The sequence below is a fragment of the Ramlibacter sp. genome (assembly GCF_035655895.1).
In the GTDB taxonomy this organism is placed as follows: Bacteria; Pseudomonadota; Gammaproteobacteria; order Burkholderiales; family Burkholderiaceae_C; genus Ramlibacter.
Map to the genome: position 1 here is coordinate 382705 of NZ_DASRTN010000008.1, position 16688 is coordinate 399392.

The window sequence follows — 16688 nt, forward strand, 5'->3', positions numbered from 1 at the left end:
CATGGCGAGGAAGGAACACGTCAGCGAGACGCCGGCCACCGCGCTGCTGCGGGCGCATGGCGTGGCCTTCACCGAGCACCCGTACGAGTACGTCGAGCACGGCGGCGCCGAGCACAGCGCGAAGGTGCTCGGCCTCGATCCGTTCACCGTGGTCAAGACGCTGGTGATGGAGGACGAGAAGGCCCGTCCGCTGATCGTGCTCATGCATGGCAACCGCAAGGTGTCCACCAAGAACCTGGCGCGCCAGATCGGCGCCAAGTCGGTCGAGCCCTGCAAGCCCGAGGTCGCCAACCGGCACAGCGGCTACCTGGTCGGCGGCACCTCGCCGTTCGGCACGCGCAAGCAGATGCCGGTGTACGTGGAGGCGTCCATCCTCGCGTTGCCGCGCATTGTGCTCAACGGTGGCCGGCGCGGCTACCTGGTGGGCATTGATCCGAGGGTTTGCGTCGAGCTGCTGTCGGCCCGGCCGGTGCACTGCGCCCTGGAAGAGTAGGGCGCCGCCAGCCGCCGCGCACTGTCAGCCAGCGTCAGCCGCGGCACGCGGCCCCGTGCCCACAATCCGGCTCTCACAACGACACGGGAGACGCGCATGCCTTGGCAACAGATCTACGACCCGATGGGCAGCATGGTGCTGTCCACCCTGCTGGCCGCCATTCCGGTGGTGGTGATGCTGGTGGGGCTGGGGTTCCTGCACATGAAGGCGCACGTGGCGGCGCTGGCCGGCCTGGTGGCGGCGCTGGTGATCGCGGTGGTGGCCTTCGGCATGCCCGCCGGCATGGCCGGACGCGCCGCCTGGCTCGGGGCGCTCACGGGGCTGCTGCCGATCGGCTGGATCGTGCTGAACATCATCTTCCTGCACCAGCTCACCGAGCGGAACGGCTCGTTCAAGATCCTGCAGGACTCGATCGCCGGCATCACCGAGGACCGTCGGCTGCAACTGCTGCTGATCGCCTTCTCGTTCGGCGCGTTCTTCGAGGGCGCCGCCGGCTTCGGCACGCCGGTGGCGGTGACCGCGGCGATGCTGATCGGCCTGGGCTTCTCGCCGCTGGCCGCGTCAGGCCTCTCGCTCATCGCGAACACGGCGCCGGTCGCGTACGGCGCACTGGGCACGCCCGTCATCACGCTGGCCAAGGTGCACGGCTACGACGTGATGGCGGTGTCGGCGATGGTGGGCCGCCAGCTGCCGTTCTTCTCGCTGCTGGTGCCGTTCTGGCTGATCTGGGCGTTCGCCGGCTTCCGCGGCATGCTGCAGATCTGGCCGGCCATCCTGGTGACGGGCCTGTCGTTCGCGATCCCGCAGTTCCTGGTGTCCAACTACATCGGCCCCGAACTGGTGGACGTGATCGCCGCCGCGGTGTCCATGGTCACGCTGGCGCTGTTCCTGCGCGTGTGGAAGCCGGCCCAGGTCTGGACGTCGGTGGTGCCGCGCGGCCACGAGGCGCACGCCGGCACCGCCGGCGCGGTGGCGGCCCGCACCGTCCATGCGCGTGGCGACGTGCTGCGTGCCTGGATGCCCTGGGTGCTGCTCGCGGTGTTCGTGTTCCTCTGGGGGCTGCCGCAGGTCAAGGCCTGGCTGAACGGCATCTTCGCGCCGAACTACCCGATCGCCGGCCTCGACAAGCTGATCGAGAAGGTCCCGCCGGTGGTGCCGCAGCCCACGCGCGAAGGCGCCGTCTATGCGTTCACGCTGCTCTCGGCCACCGGCACCGGCATCCTGCTGGCTGCGCTGGTGGGCGGGCTGCTGATGAAATACAACCCGGTCGAGATCTTCCGCGTCTATGGCGCGACGTTCTGGAAGGTGCGCTACTCGCTGCTGACCATCGCGCTGATGCTGGCGCTCGGCACGGTCACGCGCTACTCGGGCCTGGACACCACGCTGGGCCTGGCCTTCGCCGCCACCGGCCCGCTCTATCCGTTCTTCGGCACCCTGATGGGCTGGCTGGGCGTGGCCCTCACCGGTTCCGACACCGCGTCCAACGTGCTGTTCGGCGGCATGCAGAAGGTGGCGGCCGAGCAGCTCGGGCTGCCGGCCAACCTGATGGGGGCGGCCAACAGCTCGGGCGGCGTGATGGGCAAGATGATCGACGCGCAGTCGATCGTGGTGGCCTCCACCGCCACCGGCTGGATGAACAAGGAAGGCGAGATCCTGCGCTACGTGTTCTTCCACTCGATCGCGCTGGCCGCGCTGGTGGGCATCCTGGTCACGCTGCAGGCCTACGTGTACCCGTTCACCGAGATGGTGATCCGCTAGGGCTGCGGCTGTTCGCGCAGGCGGGTGCGCAGGGCCCGCGCGAACGCGATGCCGGCAGCCGGCAGGGCCAGCGCCGAGGCGGTCAGCACGGCCAGCGGCCCGAACCGGTCGAAGGCGCCGCCGGCCAGCGTGACCCCCAGCGCCTGGCCGGTGAACAGGCAGAACGCGAACAGCGACACCGAGGTGCCACGCGCGCTTGGTGCCATCTGCGTGGCATGCGTCTGCAGGGTGTTGTGGTACAGGTAGGTGCCGAAGCCCACCAGCAGGGCGACGGGCGCCGCCGTCCACACCACTGGCGAGGCCAGCCAGCCCAGGTAGCCCAGCCCCATCAGCCAGCCACCGGCCAGCACCATGCGCTCCTGGCCCATGCGCCGCACCAGCATGCGGGCCGACATCGCGTACACCAGGCCGCCGACCGCGTAGAGCGCGAGCATGCCCGAGGCCGCCGACAGGCTCAGGCCGAAGCGCTGGTGCAGCATCGCCGGAAGGTAGGCCATCGGCCCCAGCAGGAATGCGCCTTCGGCCGCCGCCGCCCCCAGCACCTTCCAGCTCCACGGCGACGAGAGCACCAGCCGCCATTGCCGGTGGACCGGCACCGGATCGGCCGGCGCCGGCGACGACGCGGCCGAGATCGCCCGCAGCCGCGCCAGCAGCAGGGCGCCGACGACGGCGTAGCCGGCCGCCATGGTGACGAAGGCGCCGCGCCAGCCGAACGCGCTGTCGCCGAACAGGCCGCCCACCAGCTGGCCGGCCATGATCCCCGAGAGCGTGCCCGTGAGCAGCCGCGCCAGGGTCGGCTGCCGCTCCTCGATCGGCACGGCGTCGCCGATCCAGGCCATGGCCAGCGGGATCACGCCCGCCGCCGCCATGCCCCAGCCCACCCGCGCCGCCAGCAGCGTGGGAAAGCCGGGCGCCAGGGCCGCCACCAGCGCCAGCGCCGCGCACCCGAACACGGCGATGCAGACCATCCGCGCCTTGCCGAAGCGGTCGCCCAGCGGCCCGAACACCAGCTGCATGACGCCGTAGGCGATGGAGAAGGTGATGACCACCTGGCCCGCGACGCCCGCCGTCACCTGGAAGTCGCGTGCCAGGCGTGGCAGCAGGCCATCGCAGATGCGCAGCGCGGCGCCGCCCAGGAAGGCGGCGATCGCGAGCAGGTTGACCGTGCGGTGGGTGGCGCGCAGCGCGGCGGCGTCGGAGGCGGGAGGGGTCATGCGAGGCGGCGAGCTTGCCACAAGGCCAGCCGACGGCCCGGAGGAAGACTCCGCCCGGTCCCGCACGGGCGCCGCGTGCGGGCCGACCGCTGGGCGGCGGCTCGCCCGGCTGTTCCTGCCTGAGGCGGCGATGGCGGCGTGCCCGCCGCAGGCCCCGGCCCGGCGCCTCCAGCGGCATTCGGTCACGGAACGCGGGGCCCGCGTCGCGTCCGGGCCGCGTCGCAGCGCCGCCGCACGCACGGAGGCCGGCGCGGTGGGCGACTGCTGCGGTCGAGCTGGCAGAATCGCCGCCCGTGGACACGCTCACTCCCTTCCTCGCCGCGATCGCCGCCTACCTGGTGGGATCGCTCGCCTTCGCCGTCATCGTCAGCCGGGCCATGGGCCTGGCGGACCCCCGCACCTTCGGCAGCAAGAACCCCGGCGCCACCAACGTGCTGCGCTCGGGCAGCAAGGCCGCCGCCATTGTCACGCTGCTGCTCGATGCGATGAAGGGCCTGGTGCCCGTGCTGCTGGTGCGCGCCCACGGTCCGCGTTGGGGCCTGGAGGACGGCACGGTGGCGATGGTCGCGCTCGGTGCCTTCCTTGGCCACCTGTACCCGGTGTTCTTCCGCTTCCAGGGCGGCAAGGGCGTCGCCACCTTCCTTGGCGCGGTGTTCGGCATCCACTGGCTGCTGGGCGTGTTCACCGGCCTGACCTGGCTGGTCATCGCCTTCTTCTTCCGCTACTCGTCGCTGGCGTCGCTGGTCGCCGCTGCGTTCGCGCCGGCCTACTACCTGCTGGCCGACCGGGTCGGCTGGTACGCCGAGGCGCCGGTCGCCGTGGCGCTGTTCGCCATGGCCGCGCTGCTGGCCTGGCGCCACCGCGAGAACATCAAGCGCCTGCTGGCCGGCACCGAATCGCGCCTGGGCGCGAAGAAGACCGGTTCGGCGGGATAGGGCGGCCGGTCCGCCCGGCGCCCCGCCGCGCCCGTCACGGCCGCAAGGCCGGCCGGCAACTTCCGCGCGGCCGGCGGATCGAAGCGGGATGGCCCGCCTGCCCCCGCCGCCCGCATGACCCCGTATCGCAACCTCAGCGGCCACTCCGGTGTCGTCGCCTACGAGGTGCGTCCGGGCGCCATCGCGGTGCGTTTCCGGGGTGGCCACACCTACCTGTACACGCAGGCCAGCGCCGGCGAGGAGGCGGTGGCGCAGATGCAGCGCCTGGCCCGCGCCGGCCGCGGACTGAGCACCTTCATCGCGCGGCGGCAGCCGGGTTACGTGCCCACGTGACCGCGACCTGCGCGGCGTGGTGGCAGCCGCCCGCCTTCAGTCCTGGACGATCACGAACCGGCTCACGACGGGCGGCTCGGCACCGACATGGAACGCCAGCCGGCGGTCGCGCAGCTGCGCATCGGCCGCCGTGATGCGGTCGAAGCGCCGCAGGTGCTCGGTCCAGGATTCGTCGGTGATCTGCTCGACGTAGCGGCCCGGCTCCGAGAGGTCGTGCAGCAGCTGCCAGCCCAGCGCGCCCTGGCGCAGACGGCTGCGCCGGGTGTCCTGCATCAGCGCCTCGAACTCGGTGGCGCGCGTCGGATCGATCAGGTACTCCACGTGCACCTGGATCCGGCCTTCCTGCGGCAGCACCGACATGTGCGGCGCCTGGATGCCGCTGGAGGGCGACAGGTCCTCCTCGCTGCCGCGGTCGGCCATCAGCCGCTGCACCACCAGCATCAGGAACACGCCGGTGAAGGCGGCCACCGTGAGCGCGTCGCGCACGCTGCTGGAGGTGGCCACCTGGCCCCAGAAGGCGGCCCCGGTGGCGGTCGACCCCATCAGGCACATCTGGTAGATCGACATGCCGCGGGCCCGCACCCAGTCGGGCAGCGCCATCTGGGCGGCCACGGTGAGCGAGTTGGCCACCGTGATCCAGGCCATCCCCGAGACGAACATCGCGGGCACGGCCAGCCAGGTGGCGGGCGCGTAGGCCACCGCCAGCGTGCCGGCGGCCTGCAGCGCGGTGCCCACCAGCACCAGCCGCTCCAGCGGCAGCCAGGTGCGGATGCGCGGCATCTGCAGCGCAGCGAAGATGGCGCCGGCGCCCATTGCCGCCAGCAGCGCGGTGTAGGTGCCGGCGGCGCCGCCCGGCAGCGCGCGCGCCACCAGCGGCAGCAGCGCCAGCTGGGCGGTGGAGTGCAGGAAGAACACCGAGATGCGCAGCAGGATCCCGCGCATGCGGCTGGACTGGCGCACGAACTGCAGGCCCACGCGCATCGCGCTGGTCAGCCGCTCGCGGCCCAGCGGACTTTCGCGGTGCTCGCGGCGCCAGCGCATGATCACGAAGCCGGCGGTCAGCGACAGCAGCGCGTTCAGCACGAACACCCAGGCGCTGCCGGCGCCGGCGATCAGGGCGCCGGCGATCAGCGGGCCGATGATGCGCGACGCGTTCATCGCCACGCCGTTGAGCGCCAGGGCCTGCGCCAGCTGCGGCCGCGGCACGATCTCGGGGATGATGGCCGCGAACACGGGCCAGCGCATCGCCAGCCCGACGCCGTTGGCGAAGGTCAGGGCCAGCAGCAGCGCGGGGCTGATCGCGTCGAGCAGCACCATCGTGCACAGCACCGAGGCGATCCCGGCCACCCAGAACTGGGTCACCATGAAGTAGCGGCGCCGGTCCAGGATGTCGGCCAGCGCGCCGCTGGGCAGCCCCAGGAAGAACACCGGCAGGGTCGAGGCCGACTGCACCAGCGCCACCCACAGCGGCGACGGCGCGATCGACGTCATCAGCCAGGCGGCCGCGACGTCGTTCATCCACATCGTGGTGTTGGCGGCCAGCCAGGTGAACCACAGCATGCGGAACACCGGGATGCCGAGCGGCCCGAAGGCGGACACGCGCGGCGGCAGGGCGGTCGGCTCCCGCTCGTGGTCGGGCATCAGTAGCGTCGTTCGAGCACGAGCTGGTCGTTGTCGCGCCGCATCTGGAAACGGTTGAGGAAGCTGTTGCCCAGCAGCACGAACGGCATGGCGCGCTGGCCGACCACCGCGTCGACCTCGCGCACTTCGACGTCGCCCACGCGCACGCTGGACAGCTTGATGCGCCAGCCCATGGCCACGCCGTTGGCTGTGCTCATCTGGACCGGCTGGCCCGACTTGTAGTCCAGGCCCATGCGCTCGGCGTCGGGCACGCCGAGGCTGACCACCGAGGCGCCGGTGTCGACCATGAAATAGGCGGCGCGCCCGTTGATGCTGCCGTCGGTCATGAAATGCCCGCCGCTCTGGGCCGACAGCACGATGCGGCCCGAGGAGGAAGGCCCGGCCCCACCGCCCACGCTGGCGGGCGCCTCGCCGACCCGCAGGGTGAAGCGCCGGCCCTCGGTCTCCAGCACGGCCTCGTCGCCGCGGGTGGAGACCACCTTGACGCCCTTCCAGGTCTCGCCGGGGGCGACCGACCGGGGCGGTCCACCGTCGACGATCAGCAGCGCCTTGCTGCCCAGCATGCCCTGCAGCGCGACGGCCTGCGCGCAGGCGGCCGTCCAGCCCGCCAGCAGGGCGCACGCGAGCACGAGGTAACGCATGCGGCTCAGTCGCGGAAGTTGTTGAACGACAGCGGCAGGTCGCTGATCTCCTTGCGGATCAGCGCCATCGCGGCCTGCAGCTCGTCCTTCTTGGCGCCGGTGACGCGCACCGCATCGCCCTGGATCGCCGCCTGCAGCTTGAGCTTGCTTTCCTTGATCAGCTTGGTGACCTTCTTGGCCTGCTCGGACTCGATGCCGCTGCGCACCTTGACCACCTGCTTGACCTTGTCGCCGCCCATCTTCTCGACCTTGCCCTTGTCGAGGAAGCGCACGTCGACGTTGCGCTTGGCCAGCTTGTTGGTGAGGATGTCCTCGACCTGGCCGAGCTGGAACTCGGCGTCGCCGAAGAGGGTGATCTCCTTGTCCTTGATCTCGATGGCCGCCGAGGTGCCCTTGAAGTCGAACCGGGTCGCGATCTCCTTGGCCGTGTTGTCCACGGCGTTCTTCACCTCGACCAGGTTCGGTTCGCAGACGGTGTCGAAAGACGGCATTCGCAACTCCCCCGTGCATCAGTTCGCTTGGGCGACAATTCTCCCATGATCGTGGAGCAGAACGTCGCGCTCGCGCCGCACAACAGCTTCGGCATCGTTGCCAAGGCGCGCGAGCTGGTGCGCGTGCGCAACGAAGCCGACGTGGCGGCCGTGCTGGCCGACCCGCAGCTGGCGCAGCGGCCGAAGTTCGTGCTGGGCGGTGGCAGCAACATCGTCCTGACGGGTGACGTCAAGCCGCTGGTGCTGAAGGTCGAGGTGCCGGGCCGCCGCGTCGTGGACGACGGCCCCCGGGCCACCATCGTCGAGGCGGGCGCGGGCGAGAACTGGCACGAGCTGGTCGCCTGGACGCTGGAGCACGGCTTGCCGGGGCTGGAGAACATGGCGCTGATCCCGGGCACGGTCGGCGCATCGCCGGTGCAGAACGTCGGCGCCTACGGGGTCGAGCTGCAGGACCGCTTCGAGTCGCTCGACGCGATCGACCTGCAGACCGGCCGCGTGTTCACGCTCACGGCGGCGCAATGCGCCTTCGGCTACCGCGATTCGGTGTTCAAGCATCCGGCCCCCGAAGGGGAGGCGACCGCCGCCGACCCGCGCGGGATGGGCTTGGCCGGGCGGGCCCTGATCCTGCGCGTGCGGTTGCGCCTGCCCAAGCCCTGGAAGCCGGTGCTGGGCTATGTCGACCTGGAACGCAAGATGGCCGAGACCGGCGTGCGCGAGCCCTCGGCCCGGCAGATCTTCGACTGGGTCTGCGCGATCCGCAGCGCCAAGCTGCCCGACCCGCGCGTGATCGGCAACGCGGGCAGCTTCTTCAAGAACCCGACGGTGACGCCCGAGCAGTGCACCGACATCATCGCCCGCGAGCCCGGCATCGTGCACTACCCGATGCCCGACGGCACCGTGAAGCTGGCCGCCGGCTGGCTGATCGACGCGTGCGGCTGGAAGGGCAAGTCGGTCGGCAACGCCGGCGTCTACGAGAAGCAGGCGCTGGTGCTGGTCAACCGCGGCGGTGCCACCGGCGGCGAGGTGGTCACGCTCGCCCGCGCGATCCAGACCAGCGTCTACGAGCGCTTCGGCATCCGGCTCGAGCCGGAGCCGGTGGTGGTCTGACCGGCCATCCGGCCGGGCCGCGCATCCCGGCCGGGCTTGTGTCGGCCTGCACCTACGCGGCTGAGCCGCCGTCCTCTTCATCATCCGGTGTGGCGTCCATGCCGGGCGCCTGAGAGCTGAACGACAACGATGAGCGTGTGGCGCCGGCGGCTAGGCTGCCTCCTGCAGATCCTGGGATGGCTTGCCTGCCTGGCGGGCACGTCCGCCTGGGCGCAGGACGACCGGTCGGCGGGCTCGTTCCGCATCGAGGTGCGGGCGCCGTCGCAGGTGCGCGAGCTGCTGGAGCGCCACCTGGAGCTGCAGCGGTACCGCGAGGTGCCGGATCTCGAGGAGGCCGAACTCGAGCGGCTGCTGCGGCTGGCCGAGCGCGACACCCGGGAACTGGTGGGCACCCTGGGATTCTTCTCGCCACGCCTGGACATCCGCCGCGAGCCCGGCGCGCCGGGCCCGGTGCCGCTGGTGGTGGTGGAGGTCGATCCGGGCCCGAAGGCCACCGTGGCCGCCGTCGACATCGCCTTCGAGGGCGACATCCAGCAGTCCGAAGTGCCGGACGCGATCATCCAGCGCTCGCGCATCCGGGAGAACTGGACGCTGCCGGCCGGCCGGCCCTGGACGCAGGATGCGTGGGACGACGCCAAGACGCAGGCCCTGCGCGACCTGGTGGCGCGCCGCTACCTCGCCGGACGGGTGAGCGACAGCCTGGCCGGGGCGGACGCCGGCGCCAACCGCGTGCGGCTGGGGCTGAAGCTGGATTCGGGGCCGGTGTTCCGGCTCGGGCCGATGCACGTGAGCGGCATGCAGCGCTACGACCCCCTGCTGGCGCCCCGCCTGGCGCGGCTGGCGCCCGGCACCATCTACGACCAGGACCAGATCCAGCGCGCGCAGCTGCGGCTGGTGGGCAGCGGCTACTTCGACTCCGCGTTCATCTACGTCGACCCGGCCAGCGACCCCGCCGCGGCGCCGGTCCAGGTGAACGTGCGCGAGGCCCCGCTGCACCGGCTGGTGCTGGGCGTCGGCGTGTCGACCGACAGCGGCCCGCGCGGCACGGTGGAGTACACGCAGAACCGGCTGCCGGGCATCGGCTGGCGGGCGGTCACGCGGCTGCAGCTGGAGCGCCGAACGCCGTTCATCGAGACCGAACTGAACGCCATCCCGGGCGAGGACCTGTGGCGCTGGGGCGGCTCGGCCCGCATCGAGCGCGCCGACGACGGCTCGCTGGTCACCAACAGCCAGCGGCTGCGGTTCGGCCGCAGCCGCAGCGACGACCGGATCGACCGCAATGCCTACCTGCAGTTCGACCGCTCGACGGTCCAGGCCGAAGCCGGTGCGGCGCTCCCCGAGGACACCGGCGACGGCACCGCGCTCAGCGCCAACTTCCTCTGGAACGGCCGCTACTTCGACCGCGTGCCGTTCCCCAGCAGTGGCTTCTCGGTCGGGGCCGAGATCGGCGGCGGCCTCACCCTGGTGGGCAGCAAGTCGCCGTTCCAGCGCACGGTGCTGCGCGGGCTGGCGTTGCAGCCGCTGGAGCGCGGGCGCATCCAGTGGCGGGGCGAGGCCGGCGCCGTGCTCGCCTCGCGGCAGGCGCGGGTGCCCGCGAGCCAGCTGTTCCGCACCGGCGGCGACACCTCGGTGCGGGGCTACGGGCTGCGCGACATCGGCGTGGAGCGGTCCAACGGGATCGTCGCGCCGGGCCGCTACCTGGCCGTGGGCAGCGTCGAATGGCAGCGGCCGATCCGCCGCAACGGCGTCGAGACGCCGTTCGAGAGCGCGCTGTTCGTCGATGCGGGTGCCGTGGCCGACGACCTGGCGCGGCTGCGCCCCTCGTACGGCGTCGGCGCGGGCGTGCGCTACCGCAGCCCGCTCGGGCCGCTGCAGGCCGACCTGGCGTACGGCGTGCAGCCGCGCCGGTTCCGGCTGCACATCACCCTGAGCACGACCTTCTAGGCACGACGATGCGGACGCTGCGCTGGATCCTCGGGGGCTTGTCGGTGCTGGTCGGGCTGGTGCTGCTGGCCGTGGCCGCCGCCTGGGTCTGGTCGGGCACCGAGGGCTCGGCACGCTGGGTGCTGGAGCAGGTCGCGCGGCGCCAGCCGCTGCAGGCCGAAGGCGTGCGCGGGTCGCTGCGCCAGGGGGTGCAGGCCGAGCGGCTGGCCTGGAACCAGGACGGGCTGCTGGTCGAGGCGCATGCCGTGCAGCTGGAGTGGCAGCCGCTCGCGTTGCTGCGCCGCCAGCTGCGCGTCGACCAGTTGCGCGCCGCCCGGATCCGGATCGACGACCGGCGGCCCAAGACCGGCGAGAAGCCGCAGCCGCCGGCGTCGCTCGCGCTGCCGATCCAGGTGGCGGTGGGAGAGCTGGTCGCCGGCCGCATCGACTGGGTCGGTCCGCCGGCCGTGGCGCTCGAAGACCTGGCGGCGGCCTACGACTACGACGGTGCGACCCACCATCTCTCGCTGCGCAACCTGGTGGTGCAGGGCGGCCACTACCGGGGCGACGCGCGCCTGGGCGACCGGGGCGAGTTCCCGCTGCAGGCCCGCGTGCAGGGCCGGTTCGCCGCACCGCTGCCCGGCGCGCCCGATCCGCTGCCGCTGGTGTTCGAGGCGCGCGCGGCCGGGCCGCTGGCCGGTTTCGACCTGACGGCGCGCATCGAAGGCGAGCCGGGGGCGGGCGCCACCAGCGCGACCCGGGCCAACGCCAGCGCACGCGTCACGCCGTGGGCCGCGCTGCCGCTGGCCTCGGCGCGTGCCGACTTCGAATCGCTGGACGTCGGGGCGCTGTGGCCGCAGGCGCCGCACACCCTGCTGGGCGGCAGGGTGTCGCTGCAGTCGCAGGGACCGTCGGCCTGGGCAGTCAGTGCCGACGTCCGGAACGCCCTCGCGGGGCCATGGGACCGCCGGCGGCTTCCGGTCGCCCGGCTGCGCGCCGAAGCCGACTGGCGCCAGCCCCGCGCCGTGCTGGTGCGCGAGCTGGAGGCCGAGGTCGGTGGCGGCCGCGTGCAGGCGCGCGGGCGCTGGGAGGGCGAAGACGCCTGGGCGCTCGACGGCACGCTGGCGCGCATCGACCCGGCGGCCGTGCACAGCGCCATGGCGCCGGTGCCCTTGAGCGGGCGGGTGGGGCTGCGAGGCGCCGGCCCGGCGGTCGCCTTCGACACCGAACTGTCGGCCGGCGCGGCGGCTGCGGCGCCTGCGGCCGGATCGGAGCTTGCCGCCGCGGTCGGGGCGCTGGAGCTGCGGACGCTCACGGCCCGGGGGCGCTGGTCGGGCCAGGAGCTCTCGCTGCCGCTGCTGGTGGTGCGCACGGCGGACGCCCGGCTGGATGCCGCGTTCGACCTGAAGCCGTCCACCCGGACCGGCCGCGGCCGCGCCGACCTGGAGGCCCCGGGCCTGCGTCTGCGTGCCGTCGGCTCCCTCGCCCCCGCGGCTGGTGGCGGCACCGCGCGCCTGGCGGCCGGCGACCTCGCGCAGGCGCAGCGCTGGCTCGCGAAGCTGCCGGCCATGCCGGCCATCGTGGCGGGAACGCCCGTGGCCGGCCGCGGGGAACTGCAGCTGGGCTGGCAGGGCGGCTGGGACGACCCGACCGTGCAGGCCACGCTGGCATTGCCGTTGCTGGAAGCGTCGGGCGCGCAAGCCTCCGCCTGGTCCGTGCACGACGTCACCGCCAGGCTCGACGGCCGCCTGGCCGATGCGCGGCTCGACCTGCGCGGGCGGGGCCGCTGGGCCGGCCGGGACGGCGCGCTGGAGATCGCCGGCCGCGGCGGCCGGCGGGGGGCCGATGCCTGGCAGGGCGAGGTCGCCTCGCTGGCGGCATCGGTGCGCGACCCGCAGATCGCACCCGGGCCCTGGCGGGTGACGTTGCGCTCGCCCGTGGCCTGGCGCTGGGCCGGTGGCCAGCTGGCGCTCGGCGCCGGCCAGGCGACGCTCGCCGCGCCGGTGGCCCGGCCCGCGGAGCCGGCGCTGTTCGCCTGGGATCCGCTGCACTGGCGCAGCGGGCAGCTGCGCACGGCCGGCCGCCTGACCGGCCTGCCGCTTGCCTGGATCGAGCTGGTCGCCGGCCCGCAGCGCACCGGCGCCGCGCTGGCCGGCGACCTGGTGTTCGATGCGCAATGGGACGCGCAGCTGGGCGACAGCTTGCGGCTGCGCGCCTCGCTCGCCCGCAGCCGCGGCGACATCTCCGTCCTGGCCGAAACCGCCGAGGGCGCGCCGGCGCGGGTGCAGGCGGGCGTGCGCGAGGCGCGCCTGGCGCTGGAGAGCGAAGGCGACGGCGTCACGCTGTCGCTGCGCTGGGACTCCGAGCGCGCCGGCACGGCCGAGGCGCGCGTGGCCAGCCGCCTGGCGCGGACCGATGGCACCTGGACCTGGCCCGAGACCGCGCCGCTGGACGGGATGCTGCGCGCCCAGCTGCCGCGGCTCGGGGTGTGGTCGCTGCTGGCGCCGCCCGGGTGGCGCCTGCGCGGATCGCTCGCGGCGGACCTGGCGGTCGCAGGCACCCGCGGCGATCCGGCCCTGAGCGGCACCCTGCGCGCCGACGACCTCGCGCTGCGCTCGGTGGTCGACGGCGTGGCCCTGCAGGATGGCCGGTTGCGCGCGCGCCTGGCCGGGCACCGGCTGGTGGTGGAGGAACTGTCGCTGCGTGGCGCCGGCCCGGAGGGCGGCAGGCTGGCGGGCAGCGGCGAGGGCGAGTGGACGCGCGAGGGCGTGCAGGTGCGCGTGGCCGCTACGCTGGACCGGCTGCGCGCCAGCGCCCGGTCGGACCGCGAGCTGACCGTTTCGGGACAGGTCAGCGCGCGCATGGACGGCCGCGCGGCCGAGGTGCGTGGCGACCTGCGGGTCGACCGGGCGCGCATCCGGCTGCCCGACGAGGCGGCGCCGCGGCTCGGCGACGACGTCGTGGTGCGCAACCTGCCGCCCGGCGTGGCCATCGGGGACGACCGTCGCACGTCGGATCCGCAGGGCGGGCCGTCCGCCCGACCGCTGACGCTGGCGGTGAACCTGAACCTGGGCGACGACTTCCGCGTCCAGGGGCGCGGCATCCAGACCCGGCTGGCGGGCACGCTGGTGGTGTCCGGCGATTCGCTGGCGGCGCCGCGGCTGGTGGGCGTGATCAACACCGTCGGCGGCGAATACCAGGCCTATGGCCAGCGGCTGGACATCGAGCGCGGCGTGCTGCGGTTCACGGGCCCCGTCGACAACCCCGCGCTGGACGTGCTGGCGATCCGCCCGCGGCTCACCCAGCGGGTCGGGGTGCAGGTCACCGGGACCGCGCAGGCGCCGTTCGTTCGCCTGTACGCGGAGCCCGATCTGCCCGAGGCCGAGAAGCTGTCCTGGCTGGTGCTGGGGCGTCCGGCGGCCCAGGGCGGGGCCGAGACCGCGCTGCTGCAGCAGGCGGCCGTGGCGCTGCTGGCCAGCCGCTCGGGCCGCAGCGGCAGCGGCAAGGGCGTGGCGGGCCTGGTGGGGCTGGACGAGCTGTCGTTCAGCCGCTCGGGCGCCGAGGGCCCGGCCGTGACGCTGGGCAAGCGGCTGGGGCGCAACCTGTACGCCGCCTACGAGCGCAGCCTGTCGGGCGCGGTGGGAACGCTGTTCGTCTTCTACGACCTGTCGCGGCGCGTGACCGTGCGGGCGCAGGCCGGGGAGCGCGCCGCGCTCGACCTGATCTTCACGTTCGCGTACGACTGAAGGGGGCCTCCGCGAGCGCGGAGGCCGGCGGTCACTTGTCGCCCAGCTGCGGCAGCGCGGAGCCGCCTTCGGACAGCAGCAGGCCGGCCTTGCTGTACACGCCCAGCTTGGCGCGCGTGTCGACGATGTCCAGGTTGCGCATGGTGAGCTGGCCGATGCGGTCCAGTGGCGAGAACGGCGCGTCCTCCACCTTCTCCATCGACAGCCGCTCCGGTGCGTAGGTGAGGTTGGGACTCTCGGTGTTCAGGATCGAGTAGTCGTTGCCGCGGCGCAGCTCCAGCGCCACCTCGCCGGTGATGGCGCGGGCCACCCAGCGCTGCGCGGTCTCGCGCAGCATGATCGCCTGCGGGTCGAACCAGCGGCCCTGGTACAGCAGCCGGCCGAGCTTGCGGCCGTTGTCGCGGTACTGCTCGATCGTGTCCTCGTTGTGGATGCCGGTGACCAGGCGCTCGTAGGCGATGTGCAGCAGCGCCAGGCCGGGCGCCTCGTAGATGCCGCGGCTCTTGGCCTCGATGATGCGGTTCTCGATCTGGTCGCTCATGCCCAGGCCGTGCCGGCCGCCGATGCGGTTGGCCTCCAGGATCAGGGCCACGGGATCGTCGAAGGTCTGGCCGTTCAGGGCGACCGGCTGGCCTTCCTCGAAGCGCACGGTCACCTCCTCGCGGCGCACCTGTACCTCGTCCTTCCAGAACGCCACGCCCATGATCGGGTTGACGATGCGGATGCCCGAGCCCAGCTGCTCCAGGTCCTTGGCCTCGTGGGTCGCGCCCAGCATGTTGGAGTCGGTGGAGTACGCCTTCTCGACCGACATCTTGTAGTCGAAGCCGTTGGCGATCAGGAACTCCGACATCTCCCTGCGGCCGCCCAGTTCGTCGATGAAGGCCTGGTCCAGCCACGGCTTGTAGATCTTCAGCGACGGGTTGGTCAGCAGGCCGTAGCGGTAGAAGCGCTCGATGTCGTTGCCCTTGAAGGTCGAGCCGTCGCCCCAGATGTTGACGTCGTCCTCCTTCATCGCGGCCACCAGCATGGTGCCGGTCACCGCGCGGCCCAGCGGGGTGGTGTTGAAGTAGGTCGCACCCGCGGTGGAGATGTGGAACGCGCCGGCCTGCAGGGCGGCGATGCCCTCGTGCGCCAGCTGGCGGCGGCAGTCGACCAGGCGGGCCAGCTTGGCGCCGTACTGGGTCGCCTTGCGCGGGATGGCGTCGTAGTCGGGCTCGTCCGGCTGGCCCAGGTTGGCGGTGTACGCGTAGGGCTCGGCGCCCTTCTTCTTCATCCAGAGCAGGGCGGCGCTGGTGTCCAGGCCGCCGGAGAAGGCGATGCCGACCTTCTGGCCGATCGGGAGGTTCTGGAGGATGGTGGCCATGGCGGGCGTCCTTGGGTTCAGCCGAAGTGGCAGATGTAGTGGTAGGCCTCGGCCACGCGGATCTCGAAGCTCGACTGGCCCGGGACGGAGAATTTCTCGCCCGCCGAGGACGTGACCCAGCGGTCGCTGCCGGCGAGCTTGTACTCGCACGAGCCGGCCACGCATTCCATGATCTCCGGCGCGCCGGTGTTGAACGTCAGGGTGGCGGGCAGGATCACGCCCACGGACTTCTTGGTCCCGTCGGGAAAGCTGATGCCGTGGCTCACGCAGCGGCCGTCGAAGTACACGTTGGCGCGCGTGGTGACGCTGACGCCGGCAAGGGTCTCGGTGGTCATGGGGCTGTGCTCGGGGGAAACCCGCGATTTTAGGGGACCGGCCGCAGGGCTCATCCGTGAATCCATCCCGACTGCCGGCGCGTATCGTCTGCAAGCCCGACAATCCGCGCCCATGGCCCATGACCTTTCCGACCAGCAGCTGGTGTCCCTGATCGACCGCATCGCCGCGCGTGCCCGACCCGGCGACGGCGAGGCCGCGCTGCGCGAGCTGTACGACCTCACCTCCTCGAAGCTCTATGGCGTGGCGCTGCGGGTGGCGGGCAACCGCGACTGGGCGGAGGACGTGCTGCAGGATGCCTACCTGAACGTGTGGCGGATCGCGGGCGACTACCGCGCCTCGCTCAGCCCGCCGATGGCCTGGATGGGCGTGATCGTGCGCAGCCGGGCGCTGGACTTCCTGCGCCGGCGCGCCAGCGAACGCGCCGACGCCGCCCTGGAGCTGGACGACGCGATCGCCGAGACGGTCGCCGGCGACGCGGCCAACCCCATGGACACCAGCCAGGCGAGCGAGCAGGCCTGGGCGCTGCACGAATGCCTGCGCAAGCTCGAGTCGCGTCAGCGCGAAGTGGTGAGCCTGGCCTACCTGCGCGACCTGAGCCACAGCGAGCTGGCCGAGCAGCTCCGGCTGCCGCTGGGCACGGTCAAGACCTGGATCCGTCGCGGGCTGGAACAGCTGCGCGGCTGCATGGCCCGCTTCGCCTGAAGGAC

General features: G+C 72.8%; 14 protein-coding genes. 8 read left to right on the forward strand and 6 right to left on the reverse strand.

Translation table 11 applies throughout. The annotated features are described in order from the left end of the window. Position 1: 1 nt before the first annotated feature. Together VFE82_RS11405 and VFE82_RS11410 are read left to right on the forward strand one after the other, a co-directional pair. Positions 2-493, forward strand: coding sequence for an aminoacyl-tRNA deacylase (locus VFE82_RS11405; RefSeq protein WP_325000429.1), 492 nt, complete (start codon positions 2-4; stop codon positions 491-493). Between the two features lie 96 nt (positions 494-589). Then, positions 590-2251, forward strand: coding sequence for an L-lactate permease (locus tag VFE82_RS11410; RefSeq protein ID WP_325000430.1), 1662 nt, complete (start codon positions 590-592; stop codon positions 2249-2251). On the opposite strand, the gene VFE82_RS11415 is transcribed toward VFE82_RS11410, so the two are convergent. Further along, positions 2248-3465: an MFS transporter gene (locus VFE82_RS11415; protein ID WP_325000431.1), complete on the reverse strand. Its 1218-nt coding sequence runs from the start codon at positions 3463-3465 to the stop codon at positions 2248-2250. The genes VFE82_RS11410 and VFE82_RS11415 overlap by 4 nt on opposite strands. 293 nt (positions 3466-3758) lie before the next feature. On the opposite strand from VFE82_RS11415, the gene plsY reads away from it, so the two are divergent. Beyond that, a complete protein-coding gene (plsY, locus tag VFE82_RS11420) occupies positions 3759-4400 on the forward strand; it encodes a glycerol-3-phosphate 1-O-acyltransferase PlsY (protein ID WP_325000432.1) in 642 nt (213 codons plus the stop codon). A gap of 114 nt (positions 4401-4514) precedes the next feature. Continuing rightward, entirely contained in the window at positions 4515-4733 is a 219-nt protein-coding gene (locus tag VFE82_RS11425; protein ID WP_325000433.1) for a hypothetical protein, read from the forward strand. A gap of 36 nt (positions 4734-4769) precedes the next feature. On the opposite strand, the gene VFE82_RS11430 is transcribed toward VFE82_RS11425, so the two are convergent. From VFE82_RS11430 to VFE82_RS11440, 3 genes are read right to left on the reverse strand one after another with little or no spacing between them, the layout of a single operon-like run. Then, entirely contained in the window at positions 4770-6374 is a 1605-nt protein-coding gene (locus VFE82_RS11430; RefSeq protein ID WP_325000434.1) for an MFS transporter, read from the reverse strand. Further along, entirely contained in the window at positions 6374-7015 is a 642-nt protein-coding gene (locus tag VFE82_RS11435) for a retropepsin-like aspartic protease family protein (protein ID WP_325000435.1), read from the reverse strand. The genes VFE82_RS11430 and VFE82_RS11435 overlap by 1 nt, the downstream gene beginning before the upstream one ends. A gap of 5 nt (positions 7016-7020) precedes the next feature. Continuing rightward, on the reverse strand, positions 7021-7506 hold the full coding sequence (locus tag VFE82_RS11440; RefSeq protein ID WP_325000436.1) for a YajQ family cyclic di-GMP-binding protein: 486 nt from the start codon (positions 7504-7506) through the stop codon (positions 7021-7023). A gap of 45 nt (positions 7507-7551) precedes the next feature. On the opposite strand from VFE82_RS11440, the gene murB reads away from it, so the two are divergent. The 3 genes from murB (at position 7552) to VFE82_RS11455 (ending at position 14282) form a co-directional block, all read left to right on the forward strand. Further along, positions 7552-8613, forward strand: a complete 1062-nt coding sequence (gene murB / locus VFE82_RS11445) for a UDP-N-acetylmuramate dehydrogenase (protein ID WP_325000437.1) — start codon at positions 7552-7554, stop codon at positions 8611-8613. Between the two features lie 129 nt (positions 8614-8742). Next, positions 8743-10557 carry an autotransporter assembly complex protein TamA gene (locus VFE82_RS11450; protein WP_325000438.1) on the forward strand — a complete coding sequence of 605 codons (1815 nt, stop codon included), beginning with the start codon at positions 8743-8745 and terminating at the stop codon, positions 10555-10557. 8 nt (positions 10558-10565) lie between these two features. Continuing rightward, on the forward strand, positions 10566-14282 hold the full coding sequence (locus VFE82_RS11455) for a translocation/assembly module TamB domain-containing protein (RefSeq protein WP_325000439.1): 3717 nt from the start codon (positions 10566-10568) through the stop codon (positions 14280-14282). A 31-nt stretch (positions 14283-14313) separates the two neighbouring features. Here the strand turns inward: VFE82_RS11455 and argG are convergent, their stop codons facing one another. Both argG and VFE82_RS11465 read right to left on the reverse strand, forming a co-directional pair. Continuing rightward, positions 14314-15645, reverse strand: coding sequence for an argininosuccinate synthase (gene argG / locus VFE82_RS11460; RefSeq protein WP_325000440.1), 1332 nt, complete (start codon positions 15643-15645; stop codon positions 14314-14316). A 17-nt stretch (positions 15646-15662) separates the two neighbouring features. Continuing rightward, the gene (locus VFE82_RS11465; RefSeq protein ID WP_325000441.1) at positions 15663-15980 is read right to left on the reverse strand and encodes a pyrimidine/purine nucleoside phosphorylase; all 318 of its coding nucleotides are present in this window, start codon (positions 15978-15980) and stop codon (positions 15663-15665) included. A 112-nt stretch (positions 15981-16092) separates the two neighbouring features. Between VFE82_RS11465 and VFE82_RS11470 the strand changes: the two genes are divergently transcribed. Continuing rightward, positions 16093-16683 (forward strand): RNA polymerase sigma factor, encoded by a 591-nt coding sequence (locus VFE82_RS11470; RefSeq protein WP_325000442.1) that lies wholly within the window; start codon positions 16093-16095, stop codon positions 16681-16683. Positions 16684-16688 lie beyond the last annotated feature (5 nt).

Bases quoted from the DNA above. Each gene is read 5' to 3' on its own strand.
- VFE82_RS11405 (WP_325000429.1), top strand. From the start codon at position 2: ATGGCGAGGAAGGAACACGTCAGCGAGACGCCGGCCACCGCGCTGCTG.
- VFE82_RS11410 (WP_325000430.1), top strand. From the start codon at position 590: ATGCCTTGGCAACAGATCTACGACCCGATGGGCAGCATGGTGCTGTCC.
- VFE82_RS11415 (WP_325000431.1), bottom strand. From the start codon at position 3,465: ATGACCCCTCCCGCCTCCGACGCCGCCGCGCTGCGCGCCACCCACCGC.
- VFE82_RS11425 (WP_325000433.1), top strand. From the start codon at position 4,515: ATGACCCCGTATCGCAACCTCAGCGGCCACTCCGGTGTCGTCGCCTAC.
- VFE82_RS11430 (WP_325000434.1), bottom strand. From the start codon at position 6,374: ATGCCCGACCACGAGCGGGAGCCGACCGCCCTGCCGCCGCGCGTGTCC.
- VFE82_RS11435 (WP_325000435.1), bottom strand. From the start codon at position 7,015: ATGCGTTACCTCGTGCTCGCGTGCGCCCTGCTGGCGGGCTGGACGGCC.
- VFE82_RS11440 (WP_325000436.1), bottom strand. From the start codon at position 7,506: ATGCCGTCTTTCGACACCGTCTGCGAACCGAACCTGGTCGAGGTGAAG.
- murB (WP_325000437.1), top strand. From the start codon at position 7,552: ATGATCGTGGAGCAGAACGTCGCGCTCGCGCCGCACAACAGCTTCGGC.
- VFE82_RS11450 (WP_325000438.1), top strand. From the start codon at position 8,743: ATGAGCGTGTGGCGCCGGCGGCTAGGCTGCCTCCTGCAGATCCTGGGA.
- VFE82_RS11455 (WP_325000439.1), top strand. From the start codon at position 10,566: ATGCGGACGCTGCGCTGGATCCTCGGGGGCTTGTCGGTGCTGGTCGGG.
- argG (WP_325000440.1), bottom strand. From the start codon at position 15,645: ATGGCCACCATCCTCCAGAACCTCCCGATCGGCCAGAAGGTCGGCATC.
- VFE82_RS11465 (WP_325000441.1), bottom strand. From the start codon at position 15,980: ATGACCACCGAGACCCTTGCCGGCGTCAGCGTCACCACGCGCGCCAAC.
- VFE82_RS11470 (WP_325000442.1), top strand. From the start codon at position 16,093: ATGGCCCATGACCTTTCCGACCAGCAGCTGGTGTCCCTGATCGACCGC.